11 protein-coding genes are annotated in these 12,687 nt (G+C 68.4%); 4 read left to right on the top strand and 7 right to left on the bottom strand.

Going from position 1 to position 12,687, the window contains the following annotated elements; translation table 11 throughout:
- The first annotated feature begins 16 nt into the window (after positions 1-16).
- Positions 17-1,012, top strand: coding sequence for a glucokinase (gene glk / locus ACW175_RS16560; protein WP_492101111.1), 996 nt, complete (start codon positions 17-19; stop codon positions 1,010-1,012).
- A 2-nt stretch (positions 1,013-1,014) separates the two neighbouring features.
- On the opposite strand, the gene ACW175_RS16555 is transcribed toward glk, so the two are convergent.
- Positions 1,015-1,884, bottom strand: a complete 870-nt coding sequence (locus tag ACW175_RS16555) for a hypothetical protein (protein WP_492101110.1) — start codon at positions 1,882-1,884, stop codon at positions 1,015-1,017.
- 63 nt (positions 1,885-1,947) lie between these two features.
- On the opposite strand from ACW175_RS16555, the gene ACW175_RS16550 reads away from it, so the two are divergent.
- The 3 genes from ACW175_RS16550 (at position 1,948) to pyk (ending at position 7,178) form a co-directional block, all read left to right on the top strand.
- Positions 1,948-2,967, top strand: coding sequence for a LacI family DNA-binding transcriptional regulator (locus ACW175_RS16550; RefSeq protein ID WP_492101109.1), 1,020 nt, complete (start codon positions 1,948-1,950; stop codon positions 2,965-2,967).
- 295 nt (positions 2,968-3,262) lie between these two features.
- Positions 3,263-5,728: a glycoside hydrolase family 3 protein gene (locus ACW175_RS16545; RefSeq protein WP_492101108.1), complete on the top strand. Its 2,466-nt coding sequence runs from the start codon at positions 3,263-3,265 to the stop codon at positions 5,726-5,728.
- Between the two features lie 19 nt (positions 5,729-5,747).
- Positions 5,748-7,178 (top strand): pyruvate kinase, encoded by a 1,431-nt coding sequence (gene pyk / locus ACW175_RS16540; protein ID WP_492101107.1) that lies wholly within the window; start codon positions 5,748-5,750, stop codon positions 7,176-7,178.
- 22 nt (positions 7,179-7,200) lie between these two features.
- On the opposite strand, the gene ACW175_RS16535 is transcribed toward pyk, so the two are convergent.
- The 6 genes from ACW175_RS16535 to ACW175_RS16510 all read right to left on the bottom strand — a co-directional run bounded on the left by ACW175_RS16535 (position 7,201) and on the right by ACW175_RS16510 (position 12,676).
- Positions 7,201-7,917, bottom strand: a complete 717-nt coding sequence (locus ACW175_RS16535; protein ID WP_492101106.1) for a Crp/Fnr family transcriptional regulator — start codon at positions 7,915-7,917, stop codon at positions 7,201-7,203.
- A 278-nt stretch (positions 7,918-8,195) separates the two neighbouring features.
- Positions 8,196-8,696, bottom strand: coding sequence for a pyridoxamine 5'-phosphate oxidase family protein (locus ACW175_RS16530; RefSeq protein WP_492101105.1), 501 nt, complete (start codon positions 8,694-8,696; stop codon positions 8,196-8,198).
- 216 nt (positions 8,697-8,912) lie between these two features.
- Positions 8,913-9,575 (bottom strand): SH3 domain-containing protein, encoded by a 663-nt coding sequence (locus ACW175_RS16525; protein WP_492101104.1) that lies wholly within the window; start codon positions 9,573-9,575, stop codon positions 8,913-8,915.
- 129 nt (positions 9,576-9,704) lie between these two features.
- Positions 9,705-10,838: an acyl-CoA dehydrogenase family protein gene (locus ACW175_RS16520; RefSeq protein WP_492101103.1), complete on the bottom strand. Its 1,134-nt coding sequence runs from the start codon at positions 10,836-10,838 to the stop codon at positions 9,705-9,707.
- Positions 10,838-11,449 (bottom strand): 2-hydroxychromene-2-carboxylate isomerase, encoded by a 612-nt coding sequence (locus ACW175_RS16515; protein ID WP_492101102.1) that lies wholly within the window; start codon positions 11,447-11,449, stop codon positions 10,838-10,840. The genes ACW175_RS16520 and ACW175_RS16515 overlap by 1 nt, the downstream gene beginning before the upstream one ends.
- 21 nt (positions 11,450-11,470) lie before the next feature.
- The gene (locus ACW175_RS16510) at positions 11,471-12,676 is read right to left on the bottom strand and encodes an acyl-CoA dehydrogenase family protein (protein ID WP_492101101.1); all 1,206 of its coding nucleotides are present in this window, start codon (positions 12,674-12,676) and stop codon (positions 11,471-11,473) included.
- Positions 12,677-12,687: the final 11 nt, after the last annotated feature.

Here is a 12,687-nt window from a genome sequence, read left to right as displayed (position 1 = left end):
GGAAAAGCGCATCGTCATGGACGGCAATCACAGCGTGGGCCTCGGCCTCGTCGGCGACATTGGCGGCACCAACGCCCGCTTCGCCCTGGTCGAATTCGACGGTCAGGACCCGCGCCTGATCGAGCCCACGACCTACAAGGGCCAGGATTACACCTCGGCCGAGGACGCCATCGAGCACTACCTGCAGAAGGTCGGCGTCCGGCATCCGGACCAGGCCGTGGTGGCCGTGGCTGGCCCGATCGAGCACGGCTCGGTCCACATGACCAACCTGGACTGGCGGATCTCGGAAGACAGCCTGCGTCGCGCCGGCGGCTTCCGAAACGCCAAGCTGATCAACGACTTCACCGCCCAGGCCCTGGCCGCGCCGCGCCTGAGTCCCAAGGACCTGCGTCAGGTCGGCCACCTGCCGACCTCGGGCGAGGGGGATCTGGCCATCCTCGGCCCGGGCACGGGCTTCGGCGTCGCCGGCCTCGTGCGCCGTCATGGCCAGGAGATCCCGCTGGCCACCGAGGGCGGCCACGTCGCCTTCGCCCCGATCGACGCGGTCGAGATCGAGGTGCTGCGCGCCCTGACCAGGCAGCTGGACGGCGGGCGGGTGTCGGTCGAGCGCATCCTGTCGGGGCCCGGCATGGAAGACCTGCACGTCGCCCTGGCCGAGGCCGAGGGCCGCAAGGTCGAGCCCCTGGTCGCCAAGCAGATCACCGAGCGCGCGGTCGAGGGCTGCGCCGACAGCCTGGCCACGGTGAACCGCTTCTGCGCGGTGCTGGGCTCGACGGCCGGCGACATCGCCCTGACCCTGGGCGCGCGCGGCGGCGTGTTCATCGCCGGCGGCATCGCGCCGCGGATCATCGACATCCTGGAAAAGAGCCCGTTCCGCGAGCGCTTCGACGCCAAGGGTCGCCTGTCGCACTTCACCCAGGCGATCCCGACCCACGTCATCCTGCATCCGCACACCGCCCTGATCGGCGCGGCGGTGGCGCTGACGCCGGAGGGCCGGGCGGCGGTCGCCTGACGTCAGTCCGGGGCCTTTCTCAGAGCCATCTCCCGCTTCGCGAACAGCTGGCCGCACTGAGCGGCGCTTGGCGGGTTCTTCTTCGCGTTCTCTCGGCCCTGCGCGATGCGCGTGTCCAGCCAAGCCTGGATCGTGTCATTGATATCTGGGGGGAAGGCGTCCGGGGCCCGCAGATTGGTGAGGTAGGACCAGGCCCGGGCGCGACCTGTCCTCGCCTCGCAGGCGCCGACGGTCTCGGCGAGATCGCCGCCCGCGAGCACGAACGGCGTTTGCCAGCCGGCGCGGCCGTAGGGGGCAAGCTGACGGTCCACGAAGCGTCGCGAAACGGTGCTGATCGCGCCTATAGGAGGTTTCATCAGGACGGTGGCCGCCGGATCGTCGACCGCGCGATGGCATCGAACCGCGAGCGTGTCGGCGAATTCGCGCAGCGCCCTATCGCCGCTGGGATCCTTCAGATTGGCTTGAGCCTGATCGCGCGCGACCTGGAGGTCGTTGGTCTCGCGAACCTTCGCCGCCGATATCGCGGCTTCGACGTCCTGTTTGTCCGCGCCAATCCGTTCCGCCAGCTTGGCGATCTCGCGCGCGAAGGCCTGACCGTCCGGATCCGTCCCCGTGTAGCCGATAACTTCGCAGAAAGGCGCATCGCCGGCGAAGCGGCCGAGGTCGTCGAGCCGGCCCAGGGTCTGGGGAGAGAGAGGAGGGGTTCGCGCCGCCGCGGAGATCGGCACGATGAGCGGCGCGCCGATGGCCAGGGCCAGCAGCAGGTTTGTTGGCTTCATCGGTGGCGGTCCCTCGGCGCCGGTCAATCGACCCCGCAGGACAATAGGTGAGCAAGATTCGGCGCTTTTGAGGCGCGCGATGGGGCTCGCCATGACAACCTTGTCATGGCTTAGTGTTCGCAACGCCGGAAAGAATCGGTGCGGCGGGGGACGGAATTGAACGCCAAAGTCACGATCCACGATGTGGCCCGCGAGAGCGGGGTCTCGATCAAGACCGTTTCGCGGGTCCTCAACCGTGAACCCAACGTCAAGGCCGACACCCGCGACCGGGTGCAGGCCGCCGTCGCCGCGCTGAACTATCGCCCCAACATCTCGGCCCGCAGCCTGGCGGGCTCGAAGGCCTATCTGATCGGCGTCTTCTTCGATAACCCCAGCCCTGGCTATGTCACGGACGTCCAGTTGGGGGCCATCGCGCGGTGCCGGCAGGAGGGCTTCCACCTGATCGTCGAGCCGATCGACTCGACGGGCGACATCCAGGAGCAGGTCGAGCCGATGCTGGCCACCCTGCGCATGGATGGGGTGATACTGACGCCGCCGCTCAGCGACCATCCGGTGGTGCTGGCCACGCTGGAGCAGGCGGGCGTCGCCTATGTTCGCGTCGCGCCGGGCGGCGATCTCGACCGCGCCCCGTGGGTCAGCATGGACGACCGCCTGGCCGCCTACGAGATGACCAAACACCTGATCGGGCTGGGCCACCGCGACCTCGGCTTCATCATCGGCCACCCGGATCACGGGGCCTCGCACCAGCGTCACCAGGGCTTCCTGGACGCCATGCGCGACAGCGGGTTGGTGGTCCGCGACGATCGGGTGGAGCAGGGCTTCTTCTCGTTCCGCTCGGGCTTCGACGCGGCCGAGAAGCTGTTGGGCGGCGCCGACCGTCCGACCGCCATCTTCGCCTCAAACGACGACATGGCCCTGGGCGTCATGGCCGTGGCCAACCGCATGCGCCTGGACCTGCCGGCCCAGCTGTCGGTCGCCGGCTTCGACGACACGCCCGGCGCCAAGATCACCTGGCCGCAGCTGACCACCGTGCGCCAGCCGATCTTCGCCATGGCCGGCGCCGCGGCGGACATGCTGATGCACGGCGTCGAGCAGGAGGAGGGCGCGCCGCCACCCTCGAAGGTCCTGGATTTCGAACTCGTGGTCCGCGAGTCCACAGGACAAGCGCCTCTCTAGACGACTTGACGATGCTTACCAGGTGTTACCGCAATCATATTGACCTTGACAGCGCTGTCCAATCGGAGCGACATCAACCCGATCAAGACGGTCGTCCACGAAGGCGGCGTCGGAGGAAACGCCAATGATTTCGCCTTCCAGCGCCCGTCGCGTCCTTGACGCACGATCACTCCCCTCCAGGCGGTCCTAACCGCTGCCTTTCGCTCGGCGCGGTTTTCCGCAAGCGCCGCGTCGAGCGCTTTTCTCCCTCACCTCATTCGATCCGCCCGGGGGCGGGCGCATCCTGGGAAGAACCATGTCCGTATCCAGCCTCGTCCGCGTGTCCGCCCTGGCCTTGATCCTGGCCGGCGGCCTGACGGGAACGGCTCTCGCGCAAACCTCGGCCGCGACCGCCCATCCGACTGTCTGGCCCAAGGCCCACAGCCCGTCGACGATCACCGACGCCAAGACCGAGGCCTTCATCACCAAGCTGATGAGCCAGATGAGCGTCGAGGAAAAGGTCGCCCAGACCATCCAGGCCGACGGCGCCTCGATCACGCCGGACGAGCTGGCCAAGTACCGCCTGGGCTCGGTGCTGGTCGGCGGCAACAGCGCGCCGGACGGCAATGATCGCGCCACGCCCCAGCGCTGGGTCGAGTGGATCCGCGCCTTCCGCGCCGCCGCGCTGGAAAAGCGTGGCGGTCACCAGGAGATCCCGATCATCTTCGGCGTCGACGCCGTGCACGGCCATAACAACGTCGTCGGCGCTACGCTCTTTCCGCACAATGTCGGCCTGGGCGCGGCGCGCGATCCGGACCTGATCCGCCGCATCGGCGAGGCCACGGCCCAGGAGATGGCGGCCACCGGCGCGGACTGGACCTTCGGCCCGACCCTGGCCGTGCCGCGCGACGAGCGCTGGGGCCGCGCCTATGAGGGCTATGCCGAGGATCCGGAGGTCGTGAAGCGCTATTCCGGTCCGATGACCCTGGGCCTGCAGGGCGCGCTGGTCGCCGGCAAGCCGCTGGCCGCCGGCCACGTGGCCGGCTCGGCCAAGCACTTCCTGGCGGATGGCGGCACCGCGGGCGGAAAGGACCAGGGCGACGCCCAAATCTCCGAGGCCGACCTGGTGCGCCTGCACGCCGCCGGCTATCCGCCCGCCATCGACGCCGGCATCCTGTCGGTGATGGTCTCGTTCTCCAGCTGGCATGGGGTCAAGCACACCGGCAACAAGAGCCTGCTGACCGACGTGTTGAAGGGGCGCCTGGGCTTCGAGGGTTTCGTGGTTGGCGACTGGAACGCCCACGGCCAGGTCGACGGCTGCACCAACACCAACTGCGCCCAGGCCTATCTGGCCGGCATGGACATGATCATGGCCCCCGACAGCTGGAAGGGCCTCTATGAGAACACCCTGGCTCAGGTGAAGGCCGGTCAGATCCCGATGGCGCGGATCGACGACGCCGTGCGCCGCATCCTGCGGGTCAAGGTCAAGGCCGGCCTGTTCGAGGACAAGCGCCCGCTGGAAGGAAAGTACGACCTGCTGGGCTCGCCCGCGCACCGCGCCGTGGCGCGCGAAGCCGTGCGCAAGTCGCTGGTCTTGCTGAAGAACGACGGCGTCCTGCCGCTGAAGAGCTCGGCTCACGTGCTGGTGGCCGGCGATGGGGCCGACGATATCGGCAAGGCCGCCGGCGGCTGGACCCTGACCTGGCAGGGCACGGGCAACAAGAACAGCGACTTCCCCAACGGCCAGTCGATCTACGGCGGCATCGCGGAAGCGGTGAAGGCGGGCGGCGGCAGCGCCGAGCTGTCGGTCTCGGGCGACTTCAAGGCCAAGCCGGATGTCGCCATCGTCGTGTTCGGCGAGAACCCCTATGCCGAGTTCCAGGGCGACATCGCCAATGTCGAATACCAGCCGGGCGACAAGACCGACCTGGCTCTGCTGAAGAAGCTGAAGGCCGCGGGCATTCCCGTGGTGGCGGTGTTCCTCAGCGGCCGGCCGATGTGGACAAACCCCGAGATCAACGCCTCGGACGCCTTCGTCGCGGCCTGGCTGCCAGGCTCGGAGGGCGGCGGGGTCGCCGACGTGCTGATCGGCGACAAGGCGGGCAAGCCGCGCCACGACTTCCAGGGCAGGCTGTCGTTCTCCTGGCCCAAGCGCGCCGACCAGGAGCCGCTGAATATCGGCGACAAGCCCTACGACCCGCAGTTCGCCTATGGCTACGGCCTCAGCTACGCCAAGCCGGGCAAGGTCGCGAAGCTATCGGAAGACGCCGGCGTCGCTTCGACGGCCGTCAATGTGGACCGCTACTTCGTCGCCGGCCACGTCCCCGCGCCGTGGACGATAAACGTCGCCGGAGCGGCCTCGCTGAAAACCGTCGATGCGGGCGCTCAAGAAAATGCACGCCAGGCGACCTGGAGCGGTGAGGGGAGTGGGACCGTTACCATCGCTGGCCCGCCTGCGGATCTGTCGCGCCAGACCACCGGCGACATGGCGATTTCGATCCGCTACAGGGTGGATGCATCCCCAGAGAAACCGGTTTCCCTGGGTTTGGCCTGTGGCGAATCCTGCGGGGCGACGGTAGACGTAACGTCAACGTTGTCAGGTGTGAAACACGGCGAATGGCGTACGGCCAAGATCAAACTTTCCTGCTTCAAGGCCAAGGGCGCGGAGATGACGCATGTTTCGTCCCCCTTCGCGCTGTCCACCGCCGGGCGCATGACCCTGTCATTCACGGAAATCAGGCTGGTCTCCAACGAGGGCGACGCCTTCTGTCCGCCAAGCTGAACCCAGAAGGAGCGACGGCATGATCCGCGCCCGCCGCTCTCGCATCGTCGCCACTATCGGTCCGGCCTCGAGCTCGCCGGAAATGATCGTCACCCTGGCCAAGGCCGGGGCGGATGTCTTCCGCCTGAACTTCAGCCACGGCGCCCACGAGACCCACGCGGCCGTCTACGCGGCGATCCGCGAGGCCGAGAAGACCGTGGGCCGTCCGTTGGGCATCCTGGCCGACCTGCAAGGCCCCAAGCTGCGCGTCGGCAAGTTCGCCAACGGTCCCGTCATGTTGAAGGCCGGCCAGGCCTTCCGCTTCGATAACGACCCGACCCCAGGCGACGAGACCCGCGTGCACCTGCCGCACCCGGAAATCCTGACCGCCATGCGGCCGGGCGCGACGTTGCTGCTGGATGACGGCAAGCTGCGCATGGTCGTGACCGATGCGGGGCCAGGCTATGCCAACACCACGGTCTCGAACGGCGGCAAGCTGTCGGAACGCAAGGGCGTGGCGGTGCCGGACGTCGTCATCCCGATGTCGCCCCTGACGCCCAAGGACCGCGAAGACCTGGCCTTCGCCCTTCGCCTCGGCGTCGACTGGATCGCCCTGTCGTTCGTTCAGGCCCCGGAAGACATGGCCGAACTGCGCCGCATCGTCGAAGGCCGCGCCGCCGTACTGGCCAAGATCGAGAAGCCCCAGGCGCTGAAGGTGCTGGGGCCGATCATGGATCTCTGCGACGGCGTCATGGTGGCTCGCGGCGACCTCGGCGTCGAAATGGCGCCGGAAGAGGTGCCGGTGGCCCAGAAGGAGATCCTACGGGCGGCGCGCGAGCGCGGCATCCCGGTGATCGTCGCCACCCAGATGCTGGAGTCGATGATCAACTCGCCGACCCCGACCCGCGCCGAAGCCTCGGACGTGGCCAACGCCGTCTACGAAGGCGCGGACGCGGTGATGCTGTCGGCGGAATCCGCGGCCGGCGACTATCCCGAAGAGTCGGTCTCGATGATGAACCGCATCATCGAGCGCGTCGAACGCGACCCGCGCTGGCCCGAGCTGATGCAGGCCGAGCAGAAGCACGACGATGACGACGCCGACGTGCTGGTGGTCGCCGCCGCCGGCGCGGCCAAGTCCGGATCGACCAAGTGCCTGGTGGCCTTCACCACCACGGGCGCGACCGCGCGCCGCCTGGCCCGCGAGCGGCCGCTGCAGCCTGTCCTGGCCCTTTCGCCCGACATCAACGCCGTGCGCCGCATGACGCTGTGCTGGGGGATCGAGCCGCGCGTCAGCGCCCAGCCCGACAGCCTGGAGGTCGTCACGACCGACGCCTCGAGCAAGGCGTTGGAGCTGGGCCTCGTCGCGCCGGGCGAACGGTTGCTGGTCGTGGCGGGGACGCCGTTCGGCGCTCCGGGCGCGGCCAACCTGCTGCGGCTGGCCCACGCGCCCGCGCCGGTCCGTCGGCGGTAAGACCGCGGCCCTATCGGAAGCGCTACGCGAACGACGCCGGCAGCAGCCGCTCATAGCCGCGCCGCACCGCGCCGTAGCACTCGCAGGTCATGGCCTCCAGGCCGGCGCGGTCCAGGATGTCGACCACGCCACGGCGATAGCGGATCAGGCCCTTGCTTTGCAGCGAGCCGGCGACGGCCGTGACGGTCGTGCGCTGGACGCCCAGCATGTCGGCCAGGAATTCCTGTGTCAGGTTGACCGTATTGCTGTCGATGCGATCGTGGCAGCCCAGAAGCCAGCGGCAGAAGCGCGCCTCGACGGCGTGCAGGGCGTTGCAGGCCACCGACTGGATGGCGTGACCGAACAGGGCCTCGTTGTGGCGGTCGACCAGATCTCGCAGAGCCGCGCTGCGCCGCCAGGCGTCATGCAGCGGGCCCGCCGCGACGCGCAGGGTCGAGCCCGGAGCCTGGACAATGGCGCGGCTCAGCGATTGGCGTGGCGCGACAGCGACCATCAAGCCTAGAGCGCCTTCGCGACCGATGGTGGCCGACTCGATCGCCGCGCCGTTCTCCATCAGGGTCATCAGCGAGATGACGCAGTCGTTGGGGAAATAGACCTGATCGATCAGGTCGCCCGGATCATAGAGCAGGCGGCCCTTCTCGAGATCGACCGTGGACAGATGAGGCGCGAGGATGGCCCTGTCTTCGGACGGCAGCGCGGAAAGCAAGCGGTTCTTCAAGGTCGCCAACGGCCCAGTCATGCAGAATCGAACGCCGTCTTACGGCAAGGGTTGCAAGCTATAGGTGGGGGCGTGGCCGGGCGCCGTCGCTTAGCCGACACAATCCAGTCAGGACGGCCGCAAAAACAGAGGCGTCCGCTAAACTGTCTGTTTTTCGCCATCATTTGACGGGGAGCAAGTTTGTCGGGTTTCCGACATAACTGCTTTATGGTGGCGCGTCGCGACCTGCGGTCATCTGAAGCGGGCAAAGAAAAGCCGCCCTCGCGAGGGCGGCTGGAAGGGACTTGAGGGAGGAAAGATCAGGACAGAACGACGTGGCTTTCGCGGCCCACGTCCGGCTTATCGCCGGTAATATTGGCCTTGGCGATTTCCCAGGCGAACCGTACGCCGCCCTTTGAAGCCCAGGTCTGAGCATCGATCAGGTCGAAGCGCAGAAGGGTGAGGCTCGGGTCGTCCTTGCCACGCGGAAACCAGGCGGCGGCCATCGGCGTCCAGTAGCGGTCGATCCGCGCGCGGTCGCGATCCTCGGAGAGGCGCCCGCCGACGCAGGCCTGGAACTCCTGATCCTTGGCCTCGACGATGAACATCGCCTTGTCCTGGCCATCGCGCGCGGCCTTGATCAGGTCGTTGTCGTCGTTGGTGAAGAACCACAGGGCGTTGTCGTCCTGTTCGGCGAAAGCGGTCATGGGCTGGAAATGGCCGCCGGTGGCGGGCACGCCCAACATGCCGAAGCGGGCGTGGTCGATTTCCTTCCAGAGGCGGCGCTCGGCCTCGCCCTGGTCTTGAACGGCGTCATGCATGGGAGGTCTTCCTTGCGATCGGGTAATCGCAAGGAAGAACCATCGGCGCGGACGGCGGTTCCTACGCCCCAGGTCGGCGAGCCTCACCCGGGGATGGGAGGCGCTCGGACGATCTGGTCCCACGCGCGCGAGCCCCCGTCAGCTACCCTGAAGGCGAAGGCTCGAACGGCCACGGGTCTTTTGCAGGCGCACCGCCGACGCCTCCGCCGTTCCAGCCTATTTCGACTTGGCGAAGGCCGAGGACATCCAGCCGCGCGCGCCGTTCTCGTCGTCGACCTCCATCCAGACGCCGTTGCGCTGGCCGGTCGGATAGACCGTGCCGCCAGCCTTGACCTTGCCGACGATCGCGCCTGTGGGGGAGGCGGCGCCGCGCAAGGCGACTTCCTGGGTCGTGGCCAGCAGGTTCGGCGCGGCGGTTGCCGCGGGGGCGGAGGTGGTCATGGTCGCCGAAACCGGGATGGCGACGGCGGCCGCGCCGCACTTGCCCTGATAGAGGCCGCCCATGATCGCCCGGCGCTGCTGGGCCACCTGGATGGCCTGGGCCTCGCGCTGGGCCTTGGCGGCGGCGGAGGCCTTGGCCTGGGCGGCGGCGGCGTTGGCGAACATGCCCAGGCCCGGGACGCGGCCCAGAGCGCCGCTATAGAGCGCGGCGTTGACGCCCAGGCTGGCGGCCGTCTCGGCTCCGCGCGCGCCGGCTTCGGCGCTGGCGATGGCGTTGTTCGAGACGCCCATCAGCTGGTCCATGCGGACCATCTCGGCGCTGATCTGCTCGCAGCTCATCGTCGCGTCGGCGGGATAGCTGAGCTGCAGCTGCGCGTGGGCGGAAGAGGCGAGGGCTAGGCCCAGCACGAGGGCGGTGGCGGCGATGGTCTTGGTCATGATGGCTCCCCTGGACGGAAGCCGTCTATGAAACCCGCTCCCCGCGAGACCCCGGTCCGTCAGTACGAGAACGACGGTATCCGGGGCGCGCGGGGAGAGCCTATCCCCAAGGCTAGGGGTAGCGTCCTGTCAGAAACCCATCAACCGCGCATAGCGATCGCGGTGGAAGCTGGCGCCGCCGAACAGGGCCTCGGTGACGCGGGCGCGCTTCATATAGAGGCCAGCGTCGTGGGCGTCGGTCATGCCGATGCCGCCGTGCATCTGGACCATCTCGTTGGAGGCGAGGTGGACGAGGTCGCTGGCCTTGGCCTTGGCGAGGGAGGCGAGGGCGCGGGTGTCACCCCCCGCATCAAAGGCTTCCAGCGCCGCCTCGACGCACGAGCGCGTGGTCTCGATGTCGGTGAACCACTTGGCGGCGCGGTGCTGCAGGGCCTGGAACGTGCCGATGACCTGTCCGAACTGGGTGCGGGTCTTGATGTAGTCCAGGGTGATGTCGAAGGCCGCCGAGGCGCTGCCCAGCATCTCGGCGGCGAGGCCGGCATAGGCGCGGTCCAGCACCGGTTCCAGCACCGCCCAGCCCTTGTCGACTTCGCCGAGGACAGCCTCCGCCCCGACCTCGACGCCGTCGAAAGCGATCCGGGCCGCGCCGCGCGAGTCGATCAGCGACAGGTGTGTACGGACCACGCCGGGCGCGTCGCCGGCGACCAGGAACAGGGTAAGGCCCTCGGTCGAACCCGGCGCGCCGCCGGTGCGCGCGACAACGACCAGCAGGTCGGCGGCTTCGCCGTCCAGCACCAGGGTCTTGGTCCCGTTGAGCACGAAGCCGGAGGCGCCCTTGGTGGCGGTCAGGGCCGTGCGGGCCGGGTTGTGGTGCGAGCCCTCGTCGATGGCCAGGGTGGCGACGGCCTCGCCGGTGGCGATCTTCGGCAGCCAGGCCGACTTCTGCGCGTCCGAGCCGCCCAGCTGCAGGGCCGAGGCCCCGATCATGGCGGTGGAGAGCAAAGGCGAGGCGGCCAGGGTGCGGCCGGTCTCTTCCAGGATCAGGCCCAGGCCCAGATAGCCGAAGCCCGAGCCGTCATGGTCTTCCGGCACGATCACCCCGGCCCAGCCCATCTGGCCCATCTCGGCCCACGCGCCGGGATCGAAGCTCTGTTTGGACTTGCCGTCGCGCAGCTTGCGCAGGGCGCCGACGGGCGCGCTTTCGCTGGCCCAGCCCTTGGCGGCGTCGCGCAGCATGGTCTGTTCTTCGGTCAGGACGGCCATCAGGCGTGCTCCCTGGATTGATGAAGGACGGCCCAGTCGAGGGCCTGTTCCAGACGGTCGTTGCCCCAGAAGAGCTCGCCGTCGGCGGTGAGAAAGCTTGGCGCGCCGAACAGGCCGCGTTCCTTGGCCATGCGGACATGGTCCTTGAGCAGGGCCTTGATCGGATCGGACTGGGCGGCGGCCAGGACGTGTTCGGGACCCGCGCCGACCTCGGCGATCAGCGGGGCCAGGACCTCGGGGCTGCCGATGTCTAGGTCGTCGACGAAGTTGGCCTGATAGGCGGCGCGGCTGAACTGGGGTGTCCAGCCGTCCTCCAGCCCGACCAGGGCCACGCGGGCGGCCAGCAGGCTGTTGCGCGGAAACTGGCTGGGACGATGCAGCGGCAGACCCTGCTGGTCACAGACCCGCTCCAGGTCACGCCACATGTACTCGCCTTTCACGGGGAAGGCGTTGAACGGACTATCTTTCAGGCCCTGCTGCTCATGGAACAGCGGCCCGACGATGAACGGCCGCCAGGCCACGGCCACCCCCTTGTCGGCGGCCAGCCGCTCGATGCGCATGGCCGCCGGATAGGAGTAGGTCGAGGCGAACTCGTACCAAAATTCTAACATGGCCAGAACTCGATCATGGCTCTACTGGTGGTCCAGCAGGCCCAGGACGCGCTTGGCGACGACGTTGAGGTTCACTTCGCTGGTGCCGCCCTCGATCGAGTTGCCCTTGGCGCGGAGCATGGCGCGCGGGGCGGCCAGCTCTTCTGAACTGAAGCCTTCGCCTTCCCAGCCGAGACCCTGCAAGCCGAGAGCCTCGACCAGCAGCTCGGTGCGCTCCTGGTTCATCTTGGCGGCGGCGTACTTGATGATCGAGACGGCGGCGCTGGGGCCCGAGCCCTGTTTTGACTCGGCCTCGGCGCGGCGCACCGTCAGCATGAAGGCGTGGGCGTCCATCGAATGGGCCGCCAGGCGGGCGCGGAAGTCGCCGTCGGCGATCCGGCCTTCGCTGTCGACGCCGATCTCGCGCTTTGCCGCCTCGACGGGGCCCAGGCCGCCGCCGCCGCCGAAGCCCGAGGCGCTGATGTTCTGGCGCTCGTACTGCAGCAGGCGCTTGGCGATATCCCAGCCGCCGTTCAACTTGCCGACCAACTGCTCCTTGGGGACCTTCACATTGTCGAAGAAGGTCTCGCAGAAGGGCGAGGAGCCGCTGATCAGCTTGATCGGGCGCGCCTCGACCCCGGGCGAGGTCATGTCGAACAACACGAACGAGATGCCCTCGTGCTTCTTGGTCGTGTCGGTGCGCACCAGGCAGAAGATCCAGTCGGCCTGGTCGGCATAGCTGGTCCAGACCTTCTGGCCGTTGATCAGGTAATGGTCGCCCTTGTCCTCGCACTTGGTCTGGAGGGAGGCCAGGTCGGAGCCCGCGCCCGGTTCGCTATAGCCCTGGCACCAGCGGGTCTCGCCGCGCACGATGGCGGGCAGGAAGCGCTGCTTCTGCTCCTCGGTGGCGTATTCCAGCAGCACCGGGCCCAGCATCCAGACGCCGAAGCTCATCAGGGCCGGACGGGCCTTGATGCGGCGCAGTTCCTGCTCCAGCACCTTGTTCTGGGCCTTGGACAGGCCGCCGCCGCCGTATTCCTTGGGCCACATGGGCGCGGTCCAACCGCGCTCGGCCATGCGGTCCAGCCACAGCTTGGCGTCGGGATTCTTCCAGACCATCTTGCGGCCGCCCCACGGGGCTTCGTCCTCGCCCATCGGGGCGCTCAGGGACGGCGGATAGTTGGCCTCGAGCCAGGCGCGGGTCTCGGCGCGGAAGGCGTCGAGCTCGGTTCCCCCGAAATCGGCCATCGTCTCATCTC

It is taken from the genome of Caulobacter sp. FV1ye6ST (assembly GCF_058681225.1).
This window is presented reverse-complemented; position numbering and strand designations above follow the sequence as displayed.